The organism is Microcoleus sp. S28C3, from assembly GCF_036700785.1.
GTDB classification, from domain to species: domain Bacteria; phylum Cyanobacteriota; class Cyanobacteriia; order Cyanobacteriales; family Microcoleaceae; genus Microcoleus; species Microcoleus asticus.
On sequence record NZ_JAUBPO010000029.1, the window covers coordinates 1 to 20,340 of the forward strand.

Here is a 20,340-nt window from a genome sequence, read left to right on the forward strand (position 1 = left end):
TTCGTAATTCATATTATTAAGCTCATTTTTTCTTTTATTTTACCTAGAACGATCGCACTTTCGCAAGAGGTCTAATGTCTTGTAAATCTTTATTAGCAGATATCGTTGTGCTGTAAAAACCGATTTATTTTAAGGGCGGTCAATAATACATGGTTGTTATAACCCTGCCAAATTTTATTTAAAAAAATATTTTTAAAAGTGGTGAATCGGAATTTCGATTGCCAATGTCGCCCCTTGAGCGGGTACCGAAAGACAACGGATTTGCCCGCGGTGGTTGTCCACTACAATAGCATAGCTAATCGATAACCCCAAACCCTTTCCTTGACCCACTTCCTTCGTTGTAAAAAATGGCTCAAATATGCGTTGTTGAATATCTTCAGTTATGCCGGGCCCATTATCAGTAATATCAATACCCACTTTTAAGTCGGAGAGTAACTTCGTGCAAATAGTAATAGTAGGGATGGGGCTGTTATCATCTGCCTCTTTTGCCCAACTTTTTTGTGATTGTAACGCATCAATAGCATTAGTCAGGATGTTCATAAAAACCTGATTCATTTGCCCCGCATAGCATTCTATCTTGGGCAGAGCCTCATACTCTTTTACCACTTTAATTATCGTTTGCTCTGCTTCATCTTTTAGCCGATGTTGCAAAATCATCAGTGTACTTTCAAGCCCTTCATGGATATCCACCGCTTTCAACTCAGCTTCATCTAATCGGGAAAAATTCCGCAGCGAGTGCACTATTTCTCCGATTCGGTCAGCTCCTATCCTCATAGAAGCAATTAGCTTCGGCAAGTCATTCCTGAGAAAAGTGAAATCGATCGCCTCCAGTTGTTCCTGGATAGCTGCTGTGGGATTGGGGAAATCTTCTACGTAGAGTTGCACCAGCCTCAGCAAATCTTCAGTGTACTCCCTTACGGGCGAGAGGTTCCCTTTAATGAAGCTAATCGGATTGTTAATTTCGTGAGCTACCCCCGCTACAACATTCCCTAAACTTGACATTTTCTCGCTTTGGATGAGTTGAGCTTGCGTATGTTGTAACTGTTGTAGAGTCAGCTCTAATTGTTGGGATTTCTCCCGTTCTTTAGCTTCTGACTCCTGCAATCGCGCATTTTGCTCGTGCAGTTGTTTTTGCAAACGCTGAAGAGTTAGTTGATTTTCGACACGAGCTAAAACTTCTTCTAAATGAAATGGCTTGGTGATGTAGTCTACTCCTCCAACAGCAAATGCTGTGACTTTATCTAACACTTGATCTAGGGCGCTCAGAAAAATCACTGGAATACCCGAAGTTCTACAATCCGCTTTTAGGTGTTGGCAAACTTCATAGCCGTTCATCTGGGGCATAGTGATGTCGAGCAAAATCAAATCTGGTGGGGTAGAACGCGCTGCTTTTAATGCCATTTCCCCGTTTATTACGCCCCGAACTTTATATCCTGTGTCGCTTAGCATAGTGGATAAAAGACGCAGGTTGTCTGGGGTATCGTCAACCACTAAAAGATTGGCAAAATGAGATTCTAATTGCTGGCTGTTCATGGAATGATTTCTTCAGTTAAGTTAGTGATTTTATCAAACCGAAAGTTGTTAGCCCAATCAGCGATCGTCTCTGCTAAAGAAGTATGGGATTCGCGGATGGCGGCAACCAAACTTAAAATCACCTCTGCATCAGCATCGATAGCTGCTTGATGTAACTGTATCACCCAATCTCCAGGCATTGCCGCCAAAGTTGTCATCAAAATTTCAGTTTTTTCCACTGCTTTTAAACTCAAGTCTTGACTCCCAAACTGAGATAATGTAAAGTTCGGTAAATCTTCATAGAGATACTGTACCCCTAAATGTTCAGCCATTTTGGCAAAAATAACTTCTTCTCGGAAAGGCTTGCTGACAAAATCATCACAGCCTGATGATAAAACAATGGCTCGCTCTTCCTCAAAAGCGCTAGCGGTCAACGCAACGATGGGGGTAGCCTCCTCTTGAATCTTGGCTTTAATTTGTCTGGTAGCCTCATACCCGTCCATCACAGGCATTTGCATATCCATCCAAATTAGGTGGGGTTTCCAAGTTTCCCAGATTCTAATAGCTTCTTGACCATTTACTGCTTGGCGCACCTCCAATCCAAGCGGTTCGAGAAGATGAACCAGTAGTAAACGGCTCTCCCATTTATCATCAACCACCAAGATGCGATATGAGGGTTGGTTGGGTTCTAAACCAATTACCCGCTTTCTTGATTGTCGAGGTTGAACTTCAGCCATCTCAGGGGAGCTAATTTGGATATCAAAACTAAAAATTGTTCCTCGATTCAAGGTACTGCGGACGGTAATGTCTCCTCCCATCAGTTGTACGAATTGTCTGCTGATGGGTAAACCCAAGCCAGTTCCTTCTTGAGATTTCCGACCCGCGTCAGTTTGTACAAAAGCCTCAAATAAAGAATCTACCTCAGTAGGAGCAATGCCGTGGCCGGTGTCTTCGACTTCAAACGTAATAGTCCGTGGTTCGTTGTCTGTTGGGGACTTTTGTTTCGCACTAATTGCTGCAACCCGAAGAGTCACACTTCCCTGCGTAGTAAACTTTATCGCATTTCCTAGCAGATTAATCAAGACTTGACGCAATTTACTTTCGTCAGTCTTTACATACTGAGGAATGTTGGAATTGATATGCAAATTGAGTTGTAAACCTTTAGAATCAGCTTTTAGTTTGAGCATTTCTTCTAGAGAGGTTAGCAAGTGATACAGGTCAAAGCTAGTAGGATTTAAGGTAATCCGACCTGCCTCGATTTTGGACATTTCCAGCACGTCATTAATCAGTGCCAGCAAATGCTCTCCAGAGCGACTAATGATGCCGATCTGTTCCTGCTGTATGTGAGAAAGGGATACGTCTCGGGCCAGCACTTGGGTAAAGCCCAGAATTGCATTGAGGGGAGTTCGCAGTTCGTGACTCATATTTGACAAAAATTCGCTTTTAGCCTTGTTAGCCGCATCTGCCACTTCTTTGGCTTGTTGTAAGGCTTCCTCTGCTTTTTTGCTTTCCGTAATATCGCTTGCTGTGCCAGTTACTCCTAGAACATTTCCCTCAGAATCCCGTACTACAATTCCATTAGCCCGGAGATTGATAGGTCTGCTATCTTTAGCTAATTGTAGAGTTTCATACTTAAAAAATGACTCTCCGTTCAGCGTGCGCTGAATTATATCGTTATCTTTCACAAACTGTTCAGGGGACTTAAAATCGCTGAATTTTCGTCCTATCATTTCTTCAGGGCAGTAACCAAAAATCTGTTGAACGGCAGCGTTGACGAAGGTATAACGCCCTTCAGCATCAACTGACCAAATCATATCCTGCGATGTTTCAACTAAGTCGCGATATTTACCCTCGCTTTCTTTGAGCGCTTCTTCTACCTTTTGGCGATCGGTGATGTCGTTAGTGACTAAGAGAATACACGCTTCTCCACCCAGCTCAATAATATCTGCTGATACCAGCATCTTCCTCACCTCGCCTGAAGAAGTACGACAATCAAATTCCTCATTGCGAAGCACTCCTGATTCTTGCAATAGCTCTCTGTATCTGCCACATTCTTCTAAATTAACCCAAAGATTCAACTCAATAGGTGTAAAACCAATTACCTGTTCGCGAGAGTAACTAAAAGTGCTGAGGAAACTGTCGTTGACTTCGATGTAGCGTCCATCTGCAAACCTGGCGATCGCGATCGGGTTAGGACTGGAACGAAAGGCTTTAGAAAACTTTTCCTCAGACTGGCCCAAGGCTCTTTCTGTCTGCATTCTGACAGCGATTTCCTGTTGCAATTCTTGAGTTCTTTCTATAACCTTACGTTCCAGCGTTCGCGAGTATTCCCCTAGTTGGTCATAGAGTTGGGCATTTTTCAGGGAAATTGCCGCTAGGGAACACAACAGTCTCACCACTGACAAACAGTTGGGAGTAAACGCGCTTGTAGTTAAATTGTTTTCTAGGTAAACAATGCCGATCAATTTACCTTGCCCTTGAATGGTAGTACACAAAATAGACTTAGGTTGATGCAATTTTATGTAAGAATCATTGAAAAATTTTTCAGCTATACGCGCATCGGCTATAACGACATCTTGTTTAGTTCTAGCAACATAATTAATTACTGAAGGTGGAACTAATGAACTGTTTTCAACCGGGACTGCTTGATGCACAAATACTTGAGCTGACTCAATCGTCCCGGCTGCTTCTATCCACAGCTCACTGCCTCTATCTAAGATGAGGAAGCCCGAAGTTGCCCCGGCATTTTCTAAGACAATTTTCAGTAATTTTTCTAGTAAGTTATCGAGAACAATCTCCCCAGCAAGCACTTGCGAGGCTTTCATTACTGTCGCAAAATCTAGTATACTTGTATCTGTCATTGTGGTTAAATCGATCGGTTGGGTGCTATTTATAGATACGGTCTCTCGCTTGGGAACCCTTTGAAGTAACTGCGGATATGTTTCTTCTAGGTGTCGAACCTTGGCTACTGCACCCCAGCGAGCATAACAGTAATATGCCTCCTGCATATAGGCTGCGGCAACTTTTTCTTGGCGCCAGTCAAGGTAGAACTTGGCAGCTAATTCGTTGGCTAACGCTTCTTCTTGGAGATATTCGTTTTCTTTGGCTCCTGCGATCGCGCGATCGTAAAAATCCATCGCCTCAGCTTTATTACCCAAAACTCGATGCTTTTCTGCTTCAACCAAATACCACTTATGCAAATGATTCATTGGAGCATTTTGCGCCCACTGTTGCAGAGTAGTTTGATGGGTTTCTACAGAGGCGAGAATTTCCGCTTGTTCAATTTCTGACTGGGTGGGGAAGAGCGCCAGGTGCGTCAGAGCTACATAGAAATGGAAAATGGGAACAACAATCACTCCTGATACTGCCATAAAATACTGTTCGGCTTGCGCAATGTGGTCTAGGGCCGCCGGATAATTGCCAAACAAGTAGGCAAGGAGCAGTTTGTAGATGTAAGCAAAAGCGCTCAACGAAAGTTCGTTGTCCTGATGATGCTTAGGAAGCATCACCGTTTCATCGTAGGCATCGCCGATTAAGCAATTCGGTTGACTTACAGTTTCCCTCAAGTTGCGCACTATCTGCAGCATCATCCCTAAATAAACTCGGGCAGAATTTTGCTTTGCCTGCACCATGACTGCGCTATAAGCTGCTATTTCGGTTTCTAAAGTGTCTAGTTCTACTCCACTGAAAAAGTTGGCGTAAAAGTGATTGATTATGCTGTAGCCAGCGTGGACAAAATCACCAGTTTCCATGCCTGCTAGATAGCCATCTTTCAGCGTCGGTATCGTTGCTCTGAGAGCTTCCTTGTGATGCTGAATATAGAACCCAAACATAGCCAGAATTATGCACTTGAATTCCCTCACATTGAAGCGCTCAATCAATGAGAATGCCAATTTACCCAAAGCGTAGCCTGTTTCAACTTCTCCCAAAAAGGCACACAGCACCATGCCGTGAATCGCATATCCCACAATTGATGCGGGTGTATTTCCACAGGAGAGCGATAAACTTACCATCGTGGAACTCAGTAGGGGCAGTAAACCTGGTCTTCCCTGGATAATGGGTGCAAATAATATTGCTAACAGTTGCATGGCAGCAGTCGCCTTGGCATCGCTCATCACCGGCAACTCGGCTAGTTCTTCAATCCGTTTGCCCTGAAGTTGGGTGGCTAGGGTTTGTAGCGCTTTGCCAATTAATGCTTCGTCAGCTTCGGTGGGCAGTTCCACCCCTAATTGTCCGAGTGCATCTCTGGCTAATGCAATGGCTGCTAATGCCTTGCTCTGAGCTATCTGTGCGGCAATCTGAATTTCGTAAATTTTAACTTTGTCTAACATCGACTGAGCAGATTGCAATACCAGTCCTGCAATCTGCTCCATTCCGTCAAAGTCACCATTCAAAGAGGCAGCTTCGGCGGCTGCAACATAGAGGTTCAGAGTCAATTCATACTGACTTTGCCAACAATTTACCTCTAGTAGCCCCATCCCCGTTTGCAGATAAACTCTTGCCGCACTGTATGCGGTAGAACTTCTTGCCTTGCGTCCGGCTGCTAAGTTTAGTTGAGCTAAGGCAAGGCGATCGTTCGGTTGAGTAATTAACTCAATTCCTCGATTCAAATGCCCGACAATATTAAACAGTTTTTCCTCTTGCTCTATTGCTGAGCAATTTTGCTGAAGTAATTGTCCGACTTTGAGATGGGTTGCTTTTTTCTTTGAATCGGGAATTAGCGAATATGCGGCTTGCTGGACGCGATCGTGCAGGAATTTATAATTTGCATTAGCTGCAGCTTGGTTAAGAGTAGCGATATTGTCACTTTGGGTGAAGAATTTATAGACTTCGGTGGTGGGGATGAGCAAGCCTTCTTGTAACGCTTTCCACAAATCAGCCGCCGTTTCTTCGGATGACTTTTCTGAAACTATCGCCAAAGTAGCTAAATCAAACTGCGCTCCAATACAAGCCGCCAACTTCAGTACAGCCTGAGTTGCGATCGGTAGCTTCTGCAATTGCAGTGCCATAAACTCCACCACATCATCGGTGATAGCTAAAGCTCTGACTCGAGCAATATCGCACTGCCAATACCGTATATTCCCATCAAAGGTAATCAACCCATCGTCATGTAATGCCTTGAGAAACTTGGTGGCAAAGAAGGGATTACCCTGAGTTTTTTTATACACCAATTCTGTCAATGGTTGAGCAATAGGCAAATCGCAATTCAGCGTATCTGCCACCAATTGATTCATATCCGCTAAACTCAACGGTTGTAGCGTAATATTATTAACCGTCGCCCCAGACTTAACAATCTCATCCACCGTTAAGATAAACGGGTGAACGGGCGACACTTCATTATCCCGATAAGCACCCAACACCAATAAATGCCCCGTATCCTCTATCAACAGTTGTAATAACTTCAAAGATGCGCCATCCGCCCACTGCAAATCGTCCAAAAACATCACTAAAGGATGTTCTTCTATGGTAAACACTTGCACAAATTTTTGCATTAGCATATTGAAGCGATTCTGTGCCGCACTTCCCGAGAGTTCTGGTGCAGGAGTTTGACAGCCAATGATTCGTTCTAACTCAGGAATCACCTCAATCAGCACTTGCCCGTTGTCTCCAACTACTGACAGAATCCTGGTTTTCCATGTTTGCAGTTGGGTATCCGATTCTGATAGCAATTGCCCCATCAAATCTCGAAAAGCTTGCACAAAAGCCGAAAAGGGAATGTTGCGCTGAAATTGATCGTATTTGCCCTTAATAAAATAACCGCGCTGACGAACAATCGGCTTATGAACTTCATTCACTACTGCCGTTTTGCCAATGCCAGAAAAACCTGCCACTAGCTTCATTTCGGTGCTGCCCGCACTGACTCGTTCAAAGGCTGCTAATAAATTATCAACTTCAGTTTCTCTGCCGTAGAGCTTTTCGGGTATGAGGAAACGGTCTGTAATATCCCGCGTTCCTAATGCAAACGTCTCAATGTTACCCGTTTTTTGTAATTGAGCCAGACAAATCTCTAAATCGTGCTTCAGTCCTAATGCAGTTTGATAGCGGTGTTCGGCATTCTTCGCCATCAGCTTACTGACAATTTGGGACAAAACTAGGGGAACTTTTGGATTGATTTGATGTACCAAAATCGGCTGTTTGGCTAGATGACAATGCACTAACTCCATTGGGTCGTCAGACGCAAAGGGTAACTGTCTTGTCAACAATTCATAGAAGGTTACCCCGAGAGAATAAAAGTCACTGCGATAGTCAATGCCTCGATTCATTCTTCCTGTCTGTTCTGGAGAGATATAGGCTAATGTTCCTTCGAGGAGGTTGGGATTCTGGATCTCTTGGGTTTCACGGGGAAGCAGGGAAGAAATACTGAAGTCAATGAGCTTAATTTGTTGGCTATCTGGATGAATCAGGAGATTGGCGGGTTTGATATCTTTATGAATAACTCGGTTTTGGTAGAGATAGTGGAGAATCTCTGCTAGTTGCAAAGCCTTGTTGAGAAAGTTTTCTAAAGATCCAGATTTATCGGGTTGGTTTTGATCGGTTGCTGCCTTGAGATAAGTAGACAGAGAGACTCCTCCAAAGTCCTCCATTATCAAAGCATAGGCGTTTTTGTACGGTGCTAAATCAAAGGGTTTAACAATACTGGGGAGGTTGAGATTTTTGGCAATGGTATATTGGTTGCGAAAATGCACCAATTCGCTGAAGCTGGGGTATTCGTTCCGCAGCAGTTTGATGACGACTGGAGTGCGATCGCTCTCCCGAACAACCCGATAGACTAGAGTGCGAGATCCTGCATAGAGTTGTTCTATTATGCGATACCCCGGCAGGTCAGTAATTGCATCCATTTTCCAGTCCTCTAAAAATTGGGATTACTACATTTATAGTTTACCTACCAAACCAGGAAAATTCCTAATGTGCCTGAAATTGTCAGTCCGCGTTCTGTACAAACAATTTTAAATGTCTGTTTTTTTTGCTTTCCTGAATAATACTTTTTTGGTTTTTGATAGTCTGTAGCTATTTCACATGGATGTTCATAGCTGTCTACTATTAATTCAAATTTACTCAATATTTTTTCTAGCCCTAGACAGTTATTTTTATTGCTTATTACTTATTTTAATAAACTCGCTGGCAACCATTCTAGCAAAACATCTAACCAAGGATGAAAGATGTCATTGGCTGTTGTTTCACTTACGTCAAATTGTACTCCTAATATTTGAAGTATTGGCAATTGGTGTAAGTTTACTAAAGTTAATAGGATTTCCTTGGCAACTGTTAACTTACGAGGTTTCTCGCCTCCGGTTTTAATAATTTTAGTTTTTTTGTGTTCTATTTATGCTTGTTTTTGAGCGTCCCAACCCTCAAAGTGAATAAATAAACTTATCAGTTGCTCCTAGTTAATACCTAGCAAATTTTGAGTTTCCGATGGATGATTATCAATATATTTATGAAGCTGACTCATGTCTTTTTTATCGGTAAAATTCTCTTTTATAATGTCTGCCATCCTGCAACCAATTTTTTATTTCGGAGATGTCTATCGATCGCATTGGCTAGCGTGGCATCAAGAGTCTCTGAATTTCTGGCAACTTCCGAACGAATAATCCCTGTGATTTTTGACTCCTGACAACTCAATTCGTGATCGATCCGGGGAGTAAGATCGCACTCTTGAACACAACGGGATGGTTACACCTATTTAGCAACAGTCTCGTTTGGCAAAAATTTCGTATCTTTAGTTTTTTTTATAGCTTCCAATAGTTTGGAAACTTTTTAAGTCGTAGCCTGAAACCCTAGATTTACGGCTAAGCAGATGGATTGCCGAATCGCCCTGAAACCCTTATTCTACAGTTGCCAATCACACACAATCCGAAGTATTGATATGAATAATTGACAATAGCCTGCGAGAGCTTGCTGCATAGCCTTTATAGGCTAGCAAATAAAAATGTGTGTAGTGGGGGCCGTCGGTTCAAACCGCGGCGCTTTGCTCGACAAAACCCGCCTAATTAAGCGGGTTTTGTCGTTTTTGTAAATATTTTCACTCTTTGGCAATGATTAAACAATCACTCTCCACTTTAGACAGCATATCTGGAAAAGCTGATGTGTAGTTGCCATCTTTGTCTACAATCCTGCGGAGTGTATATCCGCTGTCAGGAGGTCTGCCGAAAAACGAGTTTGTCCGATGCCAGATATCTCCATTCGGAGTATTCGGATCTCGATCGATCAAAAAATCTACCAGCCACTCCGGCACAGACAATCCAAACACTATCGGCGTAATGTGCCCGTGCTGCAAAGTTGCATCCGAGAATCGGAACAAGTAGCTGAAGCGAGAAAATTTAACTAAATAAATTAACATCCGTCCCGCCATTGATGAATAAAATGTCCAGATAACAGGGTCAAAAACGCGCAGCAATAACGTCCGTTTGTCAGCATTCCAGTCTGAACTGTACATCGTCAGACAATCGTCTGGTAAAACATTCCCGTCCATAAAAAAGATACCTTGCAGGACTTCGGGTAACTCCGCTGGATGTTCTACTTTCATCCAATTCGCGATGTCTTTTAGTTGCTTTTCTTCGATTAACATGGTATTATCTATCCTCAAAATAGTTGTGTTTTGGTTTCCTATTAGATACCCCCTTGATTTCTTAGTCGCTCGATCGATAGTTTGGATAGGATCGGTTTCAACCGCCGAGTCTGATAGCAGTTTTCAATCGGATGAAATACAGTTTGAGACACCGCGAGTGCCTAAGTCCCTACCCAATATCTACGATCGAGCTTTTGGATTAATTACCGCCGCAAGTTAGGCTCAGAGGCTCGGCGCACTTTGCCTACCGTACTCACGACATCCACCAGCATCTTGAGTGCGATGTCTTTACCGGGGCAAATCCGTCCCGCGCTGCGATCGCCCACCGAATGAAATCCCATATGAAAAGGGCAGAGATTCTCCCGCTTAGCGTTGAATTCGTATACCGTAGAACCCCAGAAACTCTCGTCTAGCAGCCCCAGGCTGAGCGGTATCAGTACCTTGGTTCCGGCAGGGAAAGTGCGCTCTTTGCCCGCTACCGTTGCGGTGAAAGGCTCTGTCGCGACTCGGTGGGTGGCGCTGACGGGGGCCCAGAGGCGGGCGCATTCCAGGAGGAAGATCTCGATCGACTGGCGATCGTCCAAATCGAGCCGATCCCAAAAATCAGTCGGGTTAATTTCGGCCGTCTGCTGTCCTTTATAGGCGGGGAGAGGGCGATATCCCATTGCCGTGTAGCCTAGGTGCAGGGGGCCTTGCAGTCCCGCTATCCCCATAATTGATGTCATCAGCTTTGCCAATTCCCGCTTAGTCATGCCATTGTTTTCCGAGCTCTCCTCGAAGTCGGCTAAAGCTGGGGAATTTTCATAGATAGTCGCTGCACGCTCGATTAGAGCGGACAAATCCCCGTGTCCAAAGAGGTTCAGGCTTTGCAGCAGGTTGCCGATGACGGCAAAGTAGTGCAGCGGGCTTTGGCGAGTGTAATGCAATTCGGTGAGGAGTTCGATCGACTCTGAATCGTCTGGATTAATCCCAAAGATGACGTAGTGCAGGTATCGGACTAAAAATCCCATCCAACCGCGCTTGACATCGGTAAAAAACGCTCCCCCCGCACCGTGCGACATCTCGGCATAATCTGCGGCTAGCCGATCGAGCAACCTTCTGCTGATTTCGTCCCCCTGGCGATCCGTTGTCGCACTGTTGAACAGATATTTCTGCATACAGCTTCGGAATGCTGCGTGGTTGCTGCTATCTTCAGTTTCGCGATCGGACAAAGACAGTAGAAAAAGGTTTCTGCCGCCGACATCTTGGTTGGGCGCGCGATCTGGATCGAGTACAGAAGTACCAAGCCGCCATCCGCGCGCCTGGGGGGATGTGAGTGCTTTTTCTAGGGTGTCAAACTCTCCCATCACGACTTGCCCCGCGCAGCAAAAGTTGGCTCCGAAAGCCAGCCGTTTTACTTGCAAATAGGTGGGTTCGTTGGCAATCAAACCCTCAATCAGGGCGATCGGCGGTAGCATCGTTTTGCTGAGACTTTCTTGCGGGTTTTGCAAAGCCCAAACCTGAAACTCGTTCAGGGCCGGGTTCATCAGCGATGAGAAAATAGTATCTAAATTTAGGTTCATCATAATTCCTCCGAGAATCCTTCGCCATAACGCGCTTCGCATTTAGCAGCAAGAGGGTATTGAGCGGCAATTGAGCGGGATTGAATACCCGCTTCATTGCCCAAATCAGTAAGTATAACTATAGCCATTTTTCTTTGTGCACGTAGTGGCAATATAGAGATAGTTTTACTGAATATGTCTGCGCCCAATTCTAGCCTTTTTCCGGAGATTGAGTGGAATTTTTAACGATTGCTGGTAAGTAGATATACTTTCTGCATCTAAAGTATTAGCCCCAATCTCTGAGAGCCGCACATGAACCGTAGTTATGTGCGACTACTTGCTATTAAATTTAGCCCAAATCGGCGACATTAATTAGAGTGGAGGATACCCCATTGAGAGCAGCTAAAATTTCTCCGTTGACTGAGGAACGGATGAAAGTTGTACTGTTTTCTTGAGTAAAAGACATTTGGGAGAAAGTAAGATTGTTGCCTAGAGAAAGCAAATCTTTACCATCTTCAAAATCCAAGATAATATCGATACCTGAATTGGGAGAGAGCAAGAAGCGATCGCTCCCATTCCCTCCGATCAAAGTGTCATCTCCATCTTCTCCGAATAAGAAGTCGTCGCCGTTACCCCCAATAATAGTATCATTTCCCTTGCCTCCGCGCAAAGTATCATTGCTAGTGCTGCCATCTAGCAGATCGTCGCCTCGGTTTCCAAAGATAATATCGCCACCATCGCTACCTGTAATGGTATCAATTCCCTTGCCGCCGTAAAGGGTATCGTCGTCAAAACCGCCATTGATTAAGTCATTACCTTGATTGGCATTAATCCAGTCATTGCCGTTAAAACCAAATATCAAATCATTTCCCTTTTTGCCACTTAAAACGTCATCGCTACTGTCGCCGCCTAGAGTATTGTCACCATCAGTACCGATTTTTTGATTGGGGGAATTGTTGACTAATTCTATGCCGCTATCTGGGAAAGGTTCGGCAGCAGTGGGAGCAATAGTTAGCGTTGTTTGCTTTGTTGTACCTGCAATTTCGTCAGTAATCATGCCAAAGTTGAACACCACTTTTTCGGCGTTCTCAGAGATATTGTCAGCCTTGACAGTGACAGCAATATTCTGAGTCAGGGTGCTAGTACCTGCAATGAATGTGAGAGTAGTAGGTGCAAAAGTGTAGTCTGAATTTTGAATAGCTGTACTGCTGGGGTTAATTTCGATCGGGACTGTAATATCGACAGCAGGAGTAGCATTGAGAGTTACGGGTACATTAACTTCCGTATCGGTGCTTTCTTCAATTGCGCTATAGTTTGCTGCACCGAAATTTGCCGTCAGATTCAGCAGAACCGAGACTTGATCAGAGTATAAGTTTGTCGTAACTAAGTCTGTCTTCCCGTCAGTGTCAAAGTCTCCAACAGCAAGGGCATAGGGACCTTTTCCTGCCCCAAAGTTAGTGGCAGCACCAAAACTGCCTGTACCATTTCCTAACAGGATCGATACATTGTTAGATTCATTGTTTGCTACGGCTAAGTCTGACTTGTTATCGCTGTTAAAGTCTCCGACTGTAACAGACTGTGGCTTTGTCCCCGCATTAAAGTTAGTAGGATCTCCAAAACTGCCTGTTCCTGTCTCCAACAGGATCGATACGTTGTTAGATCCGTTGTTTGCTACGGCTAAGTCTGACTTGTTATCACCGTTAAAGTCTCCGACTGTAACAGACTGTGGCCTTGTACCCGCATTAAAGTTAGTAGGATCTCCAAAACTGCCTGTTCCTGTCCCCAACAGGATCGATACGTTGTTAGATCCGTTGTTTGCCGTAGCTAGGTCTAGCTTACCATCAGCATTAAAGTCTCCTGTGATGACAGAATACGGATTTGTTTTTGTCCCCGTATTAAACTTAGTAGCAGTCCCAAAGCTACCTGTACCCGTTCCCAACATGATCGAAACGTCGCTAAAGAAGCCATTTGTCGCAGCTATATCTGCCTTCCCGTCCCCGTTAAAGTCACCCACAGCAACAGAAGACCAACCATTTGGCCCTAGACCAAAACTGGTGGCGGGTCCAAAGCTACCTGTGCCATTTCCCAACAGGATGGCTACCTGGTGAGGCACCTTTGAGTCGCCATAAGGTACAGCTATATCCTGGTTGCCGTCACTGTCAAAGTCTCCCAAGATAAGGGGGTAGGGGAATGACCCGACATAAAAGTGGGTGGCAGTCCCAAAACTGCCAGCGCCATTTCCCAACAGGATGGAGATGCTTGCAGAGGACGCGTTGGATGTGGCGAGCCGGTTTGCCGTCTTTGTTAAAGTCTCCGACAACAACGGAATTGGGATTTCTGCTGACAAGAAAGTTGGTTGCGGTACTGAAAGTAGACATGATTCATTTACCTCTTAATTGACAGCAGTAATCTTTGATATTTCGAGTTGTGAAACTGATGCAAAAGGTCGATAGATATTGAACTGGACGTAATTTCCCAAAAAACCGTTTTTTTTACTGAACCTGCGGGTGAGTGCGAAGTATTGCTGTAAAAACAAAACCGGTTTCTGGCTACCCGTGCGGTCAGGACTTTTTAACTGAAATCGGCGATGCTAATTTGGTTAGCACTCACCCCATTGAGAGTAGCTAAAATTTCGCCAGTTGCAGTCAAGCGGATTAAATTTGCACTGCTGTTTTGGGTAATTGAAAGTTGCGAAAAAGCAATACCAGTGTCGAGTATTAGCAAATCTTTGCCATCTTCAAAATCGGTAATAGTATCAGCCCCAGAATTGGCAGCAAGCAGGAATCGATCGCTCCCATTTCCTCCTGTCAAACTATCATTTCCCAAACCGCCATCCAACAAATCATCACCGTTACCTCCAAGCAAAGTATCATTACCCTTGCCACCATAGAGACTGTCATTCCCTTTGCTACCTTCGAGACAATCATTTCCTAAATCGCCGTACATCTGATCGTTGCCATCAAAACCGCTGAGGCTATCATTTCCCTGTTTACCGCTGATGGTATCGTTGCTGCGATCGCCTGCAAGGAAATCGTCACCATCAGTACCGATAATTGGTGTTGGCGTAACTGCCTCTGCGATCGTGCCGAATTTAGCAAGCCAAATATCATTACCGCCGGCATTGGGACCTCCCAAAGCACCCTTAGTTTCTCCGGTCACATAGACATTGCCAGCGCGATCGAGTTCTAAGTTTAAGGGAGAATCAGATTCCGCAGTCCCGAATTGCTGGAGCCACAACCGATTGCCATTACTGTCGTACTTAGTTGCCCAAATATCTCGATCGCCTGCATTAGGACTTCCCAAAGCGCCTTTGGTTTCTCCCGTCAGGTAGAGATTGCCAGCGCTATTCACTACTAAGTCTGAGGGAGAATCATCTTCACGACTCCCGAATTGCTGGAGCCACAACCGATTGCCATTGCTGTCGTACTTAGCTGCCCAAATATCTTGACTGCCGACATTGGAACCTCCCAAAGTACCCTTGGTTTTTCCTGTCAAGTAGAGATTGCCAGCGTTATCCACCACTAAGTCTGAGGGAGAATCATCTTCACGACTCCCGAATTGCTTCAGCCACAATCGATTGCCATTGTTGTCATACTTAGTTGCCCAAATATCTTGACTGCCTACATTGGGGCCTCCTAAAGAGCCGTAGGTTGTTCCCGTCAGGTAGAGATTACCAGCGCTATCCACTGCCAAGTCTGAGGGTAATGTTGTTCTACTGTAGTCAGAGCCAGGAGGAGCAGTCCCCAATTGCTGGAGCCACAACTGATTGCCATTGCTGTCGTATTTAGTTGCCCAGGTGTCAATATAGGTGTAAGAATTCAATGAATATCTTTGTAACAACGAGGAATCGTTTGCGCCCATCAGGTAGACATTGCCACTGCTGTCAACCTTCATGCCATAGGGGAATGCCTTGCCGTTGCCAGACTCGACACCCTTTAACCACAACTGGTTGCCACTGCCGTCATACTTAGCTACCCAAGGTATTTTCGGACCTCCACCCCACCCAAAAAATGTATAGTCATCAGATCCTGTTGTTCCTGTCAGGTAGACATTGCCAGCATTATCCACTGCTAGGGATGAGGGATCCTCATCATAGCCTTTGAAATCGAAGTTCTTGAGCCACAACTGGTTGCCGGTGCTGTCATACTTAGCCACCCAAGCGTCGTATTCGTTAAAAGGCCCCGGTGAAGCGGTAGCAGTGGTTCCTGTCAGGTAGACATTGCCAGCACTATCTACTGTCACTTCCCTCGAAGAATGATTCCCTAACTGTTTGAGCCACAACTGATGGCCACTGCTGTCATATTTGGTTACCCAGGTATTGCTATTTGGATTTGTGCCACCTAAAGAGCCGTAGGCATTTCCTATCAGATAGAGATTGCCTGCACCGTCAAGTGCTGTGCCTTGGAGGTAATCGGCACTGGGTGTGCCGAATTGTTTGAGCCATTCAAAGTTAGGCGTCGATTGTGTCATAGTTGGTGTAGTTTCAGGGATTTTACCCGTGCAACAGCCGGGTAATGGGTAATTCCAATCCGGGTTAGATATCCTACCTATTACCAGACATTAGATTGAGCCAAAGTTTGCTGCACCGATCGCACTTGCCGTCACCCCATTGAGAGCAGCTAAAATTTCTCCGGTTGCTGACAAACGGATGAAAGTTGCACTGTTTTCTTGAGTAATTGACAGTTGGGAGAAAGTAAGATTGTTGCCTAGAGAAAGCAAATCTTTTCCGTCTTCAAAATCCAAGATAATATCGATACCCGAATTGCTAGAGAGGAAGAAGCGATCGCTCCCATTCCCTCCGATCAAAGTGTCATCTCCCTCTTCACCGAATAGGAAGTCGTCGCCATCACCCCCAATAATAGTATCATTTCCCTTGCCTCCGCGCAAAGTATCATTGCCAGTGCTACCATCTAGCACATCGTCGCCTCGGTTGCCAAAGATAATATCGCCACCATCGCTACCTGTAATGGTATCAATTCCCTTGCCGCCGTAAAGGGTATCGTCGTCAAAACCGCCATTGATTAAGTCATTGCCTTGATTGGCATTAATCCAGTCATTGCCGTTAAAACCAAATATCAAATCATTTCCCTTTTTGCCACTTAAAACGTCATCGCTGCTGTCGCCGCCTAGAGTATCGTCGCCATCAGTACCGATTTTTTGATTGGGGGAATTGTTGACTAATTCTATGCCGCTGTCTGGGAAAGGTTCGGCAGCAGTGAAGTCACTGTCTATATTCTGGCGAATTGTCGGATTATTGACGCTTGCAGATTGAATTTGTGCGTCTAAGGATGTGCCTGTATTTTCTGCGATCGCCTCCTGAATTGTCTTATTTCCGGCTGCGACTTGCTGCAAGTCTTTAGCGACTTCACCTTGTTCTACCTGTTGAACTTCGGCTATTTTAGTAGCTGCTTCTGAAAGCGGGAGGTTGCTAGATGCGATCGCCCGTACCCGCTGATTCCCCTCTGCAATAATTTTAGCAACTTCCGGTGCAATATCGGACGCTTTTTGTGCTTGCAGTTGAGTCGCAGCAGACTGAACGATGGTTTGTAACTGTGCGGGATTGGTTAAATCGACAGCCCCGGATTGAATTTGATTGGCAATAGTGGAAATAATGCGATCGGCAATATCGGTTTTAGAGTTAGCTGAAATCCCGCCGATTAAAATTGTCGTCTGAACAACAACGTTTTGTACCTGAATATGTGCTGCATAAACCGCCAAACCGTTAGGATCGTTTTGAGTAATTGCCTGTAGCGGATCATAGCCAGTCAAATCAATTGTTGACGGTACTCCAAATGCTGCCTTAACTTTAGTCTCTGCTTCATTAGGATTGATACCTTGTGCCACCATCTTCTGCATCAGAGTAGTTAAAGGCGTCACAACAGTAGCATCGGGTGTCGCTGTTAGCGCTGTTTGCTGCGGCAAATAAGTAGCGGTACTAATACCGTCTGCAACGACAAGTCTACCTTCATCCGATTCGAGTTCGCCACTGTTATTTTTGTCGAAATCCGGGAGAGATACATCTAAGTTAAAGCTGCCATCGGCATTACTAATTGTGAACGGTTCGTTTTCATCTTTTACTCCATTAAAGTTGCCATCGAAGAAGACTGTCGCCCCGGTCATGTAACTGTTAATTGCTTTGCCCCGAGTGCTAGAACTCGGTCCCAAACTAAAGCTAGCTAACTCAAATGTGGCAATGTTATTATCGTAGACTGTTTTGTAATCTATATCGCAAGGATAAGGTACAGTAACCCCTAAGATATCTTTCTCACAAAATTTCACTGAAATTAACTTAACTGTAGCACCCAAGAAAGCATTAACTTGTCCTGTTACATCAAACAGTTCCCAGGGTTTGCTGATGCGGGAAGCGATTTCTGATGCTCGGATTTTGCCGTCACCGCCTTGTTTGGGCTGGAATTCTCCAATATCTATCAGATCGATGCCGACTTTTCCTTGAATTCCACCCTTGACATCACCCTTGGCAATTTTCGCATCTATCCCAGCACCCACCGCAATACTAGCGTCAAGACTGAGTTCGTCAACATCTGGCCCTGTACCGTCAGCATTTTCGCGATCGCTCACATAAAATCCATCCAAAACTTTGCTAGCAGAACCCGCAGCAAAATTAGAGTTTTTCCACTGGTTTAATCCGTAGGTATCGTACCCAAATCCTAGACGAGCTGAAGCACCAAACTTGCCTTCAACTAAACCATAGATCGGCCCCCAGATCGGAAAATCTTTCTGAATATTAAAGTCAAACCCCAGTTTCGGCATCTGATAGGTGAATAGCGGAACATCCGGTTTACCTATCAGCAATTGAATCGCGGTTTGCGGTTTGGTCAAGAGTGGCATATCAAAGCCATCAATATCTTGTAAATCATTTAAAAATTCCTTGACTTTGCCACTTGTTTGGAAATTAATTTGTTGTTTAACGATTTGTTTCTTAATTTCCGGCAAAATAAACGGCAAAGAAAATTGCTCAAAAAATCTCTGGAAATTATTCTTAGAAACCGGGGAAGCATTTTTAAGATCAGCACTGGGATCGGAAACATCTATATTCCCCAGAGTGTAGGAACCCAAGTCAATTTTATCAGAATAGTTTGCTATTTGGTTTGCCAGAGCAACAACTTTATCAACCTTAACAACAGCATCTAAAAAGCCAGTATCGATATCGCGACCAGAGATTTTTGCTGCCAGTTCTAGTACACTGACTTTGCCATCCCCATTTTTATCAAATGGTTCAGCTAGACCTAGTTTAGACAGTAACTTGGTGTCCGCCTTCAGAAAGTCAATAACTGGTCGAAATGGTTGAATGACATCGGAAATTTTACCGACAATTGGTTTGGCAAAATTATTGACAAATGTCCCCACATCTAGTTGCATATTGTTAAATGCAACTGCGGGTTTTTGCGACCCGGTTAATTGACCGTTAGCGTAATTAATCAGCGGCCAATTGACTGCCAAATCAAAGTCAAAAGATGGAAAAGCAGCATCGCCGTCGATGCTAGTTTTGCCGTGCAAGCCGAGATTGGCATTACTTGTTAAGCTAGATTGAAATAAGTCTTCTAACTGATAAGTGCCGTCTAACTCAGACAAAGTTAAACGATTGCCATCATCAGTACCGCCTAGATTATCTAAGTCATTCAACTTGACTTCAAAGTTGGCATCTAGTTGAGTTGGGTTTTCGGGATCGTCGGTGAATTCAGCTTGTAAAAAAGCAAGGTTGGCTTGAGCTTTAAATTTCTCAGGAAGTGCTAACTTAAAGTTAGCGTTTAATTTGGTATTGTCCGTATCGATGTAGCAGCCAAAATCTTTGTTGTAACCGACGCCAATAGATAATTCATAGTCAAATCCCGATTTTTGAGGTGTCTTGAAAAGACTAGCAACTGGCGAAATCAAACTCTGAGAAGGAACGATCGCACTAGAACGAGAGCCATTACTACTATCTATAACAGGTGCTAATGCGGCTGAATTACTGATAGTGGAATTGAGGCTTGATGCTTCTAAATCATTAGATAAATTGGCAAAGCGAGAGAGATTTGTAGTCGGTGAGAATGCGACAACTTGATTCGATAGCTTCGGAGGGTTTTCGACTTTCAATCCGAGTGCTGGCAGCCCTAAGTCTTTAGCAAAAGTAATATTATCTAATTGATATTTTTTGCCAATTTTAATGATTAAATTACTGTCATTTGGATTTAAACTACTTTCGACTTTAACATCGAATGTTGACCCAACAGCCTCACGAATGCTATTTTCTAGCTGACTCGGTGTGAAATCGGTTGCATTTTTTACGGTATTGACTAGACTATTTTTGAAATTGCTAATAAAATTCGGAGAAATGTCGCTTAGTCCTCCTAAGATTGGCAGTTTGAAATCATTAAGTTGGTCGTTAACAATGTTTTCTAGTTTGTCTAATCCTTTTTCCAAACCGCACCAAAGGGTTTTGTTATCGCTATTGGTAACGGCGACATCTGCTGATGGCGTTGGCGTTGGCGCAGGAATTGGCGCTGGCGCAGGAGTGGGTGTCGGTATCGCAGGAGTTGGGGTTGGGGTTGCAGGAGTTGGGGTTGGGGTTGCAGGAGTTGGAGTTGGGGTTGCAGGAGTTGGAGTTAGGGTTGCAGGAGTTGGAGTTGGGGTTGGGGTTGCAGGAGTTGGAGTTAGGGTTGCAGGAGTTGGAGTTGGGGTTGGGGTTGCAGAAGTTGGGGTTGGGGTTGCAGGAGT

At 44.5% G+C, this 20,340-nt stretch carries 10 protein-coding genes; 1 reads left to right on the forward strand and 9 read right to left on the reverse strand.

What is annotated here, in order from left to right:
• Positions 1-192 precede the first annotated feature (192 nt).
• From QUA13_RS11070 to QUA13_RS11105, 9 genes are all read right to left on the reverse strand, one after another.
• A complete protein-coding gene (locus tag QUA13_RS11070) occupies positions 193-1,533 on the reverse strand; it encodes a response regulator (protein WP_333198344.1) in 1,341 nt (446 codons plus the stop codon).
• Positions 1,530-8,351: a PAS domain S-box protein gene (locus tag QUA13_RS11075; protein ID WP_333198345.1), complete on the reverse strand. Its 6,822-nt coding sequence runs from the start codon at positions 8,349-8,351 to the stop codon at positions 1,530-1,532. Before QUA13_RS11075 ends, QUA13_RS11070 begins: the two co-directional genes overlap by 4 nt.
• A gap of 263 nt (positions 8,352-8,614) precedes the next feature.
• On the reverse strand, positions 8,615-8,836 hold the full coding sequence (locus QUA13_RS32745; protein WP_445242704.1) for a helix-turn-helix domain-containing protein: 222 nt from the start codon (positions 8,834-8,836) through the stop codon (positions 8,615-8,617).
• A gap of 699 nt (positions 8,837-9,535) precedes the next feature.
• Positions 9,536-10,081 carry a hypothetical protein gene (locus tag QUA13_RS11080; RefSeq protein WP_333198346.1) on the reverse strand — a complete coding sequence of 182 codons (546 nt, stop codon included), beginning with the start codon at positions 10,079-10,081 and terminating at the stop codon, positions 9,536-9,538.
• Positions 10,082-10,284: 203 nt separating this feature from the next.
• A complete protein-coding gene (locus tag QUA13_RS11085; RefSeq protein WP_333198347.1) occupies positions 10,285-11,646 on the reverse strand; it encodes a cytochrome 450 in 1,362 nt (453 codons plus the stop codon).
• Positions 11,643-11,771 carry a hypothetical protein gene (locus QUA13_RS11090; RefSeq protein ID WP_333198348.1) on the reverse strand — a complete coding sequence of 43 codons (129 nt, stop codon included), beginning with the start codon at positions 11,769-11,771 and terminating at the stop codon, positions 11,643-11,645. The genes QUA13_RS11085 and QUA13_RS11090 overlap by 4 nt, the downstream gene beginning before the upstream one ends.
• A 200-nt stretch (positions 11,772-11,971) precedes the next feature.
• Positions 11,972-13,969, reverse strand: coding sequence for an FG-GAP-like repeat-containing protein (locus tag QUA13_RS11095; protein WP_333198349.1), 1,998 nt, complete (start codon positions 13,967-13,969; stop codon positions 11,972-11,974).
• Between the two features lie 224 nt (positions 13,970-14,193).
• Complete coding sequence (locus tag QUA13_RS11100; protein WP_333198350.1) at positions 14,194-16,092, reverse strand: SBBP repeat-containing protein; 1,899 nt, start codon at positions 16,090-16,092, stop codon at positions 14,194-14,196.
• 90 nt (positions 16,093-16,182) lie between these two features.
• Positions 16,183-20,046 (reverse strand): calcium-binding protein, encoded by a 3,864-nt coding sequence (locus QUA13_RS11105; RefSeq protein WP_333198351.1) that lies wholly within the window; start codon positions 20,044-20,046, stop codon positions 16,183-16,185.
• A gap of 50 nt (positions 20,047-20,096) precedes the next feature.
• On the opposite strand from QUA13_RS11105, the gene QUA13_RS11110 reads away from it, so the two are divergent.
• Positions 20,097-20,340, forward strand: a 244-nt coding sequence (locus QUA13_RS11110; RefSeq protein ID WP_333198352.1) for a hypothetical protein, incomplete at its 3' end; no start/stop codon positions are given.

Bases quoted from the DNA above. Each gene is read 5' to 3' on its own strand.
- QUA13_RS11080 (WP_333198346.1), bottom strand. From the start codon at position 10,081: ATGTTAATCGAAGAAAAGCAACTAAAAGACATCGCGAATTGGATGAAA.
- QUA13_RS11085 (WP_333198347.1), bottom strand. From the start codon at position 11,646: ATGATGAACCTAAATTTAGATACTATTTTCTCATCGCTGATGAACCCG.
- QUA13_RS11090 (WP_333198348.1), bottom strand. From the start codon at position 11,771: ATGGCTATAGTTATACTTACTGATTTGGGCAATGAAGCGGGTATTCAA.
- QUA13_RS11100 (WP_333198350.1), bottom strand. From the start codon at position 16,092: ATGACACAATCGACGCCTAACTTTGAATGGCTCAAACAATTCGGCACA.
- QUA13_RS11075 (WP_333198345.1), bottom strand. From the start codon at position 8,351: ATGGATGCAATTACTGACCTGCCGGGGTATCGCATAATAGAACAACTC.
- QUA13_RS11070 (WP_333198344.1), bottom strand. From the start codon at position 1,533: ATGAACAGCCAGCAATTAGAATCTCATTTTGCCAATCTTTTAGTGGTT.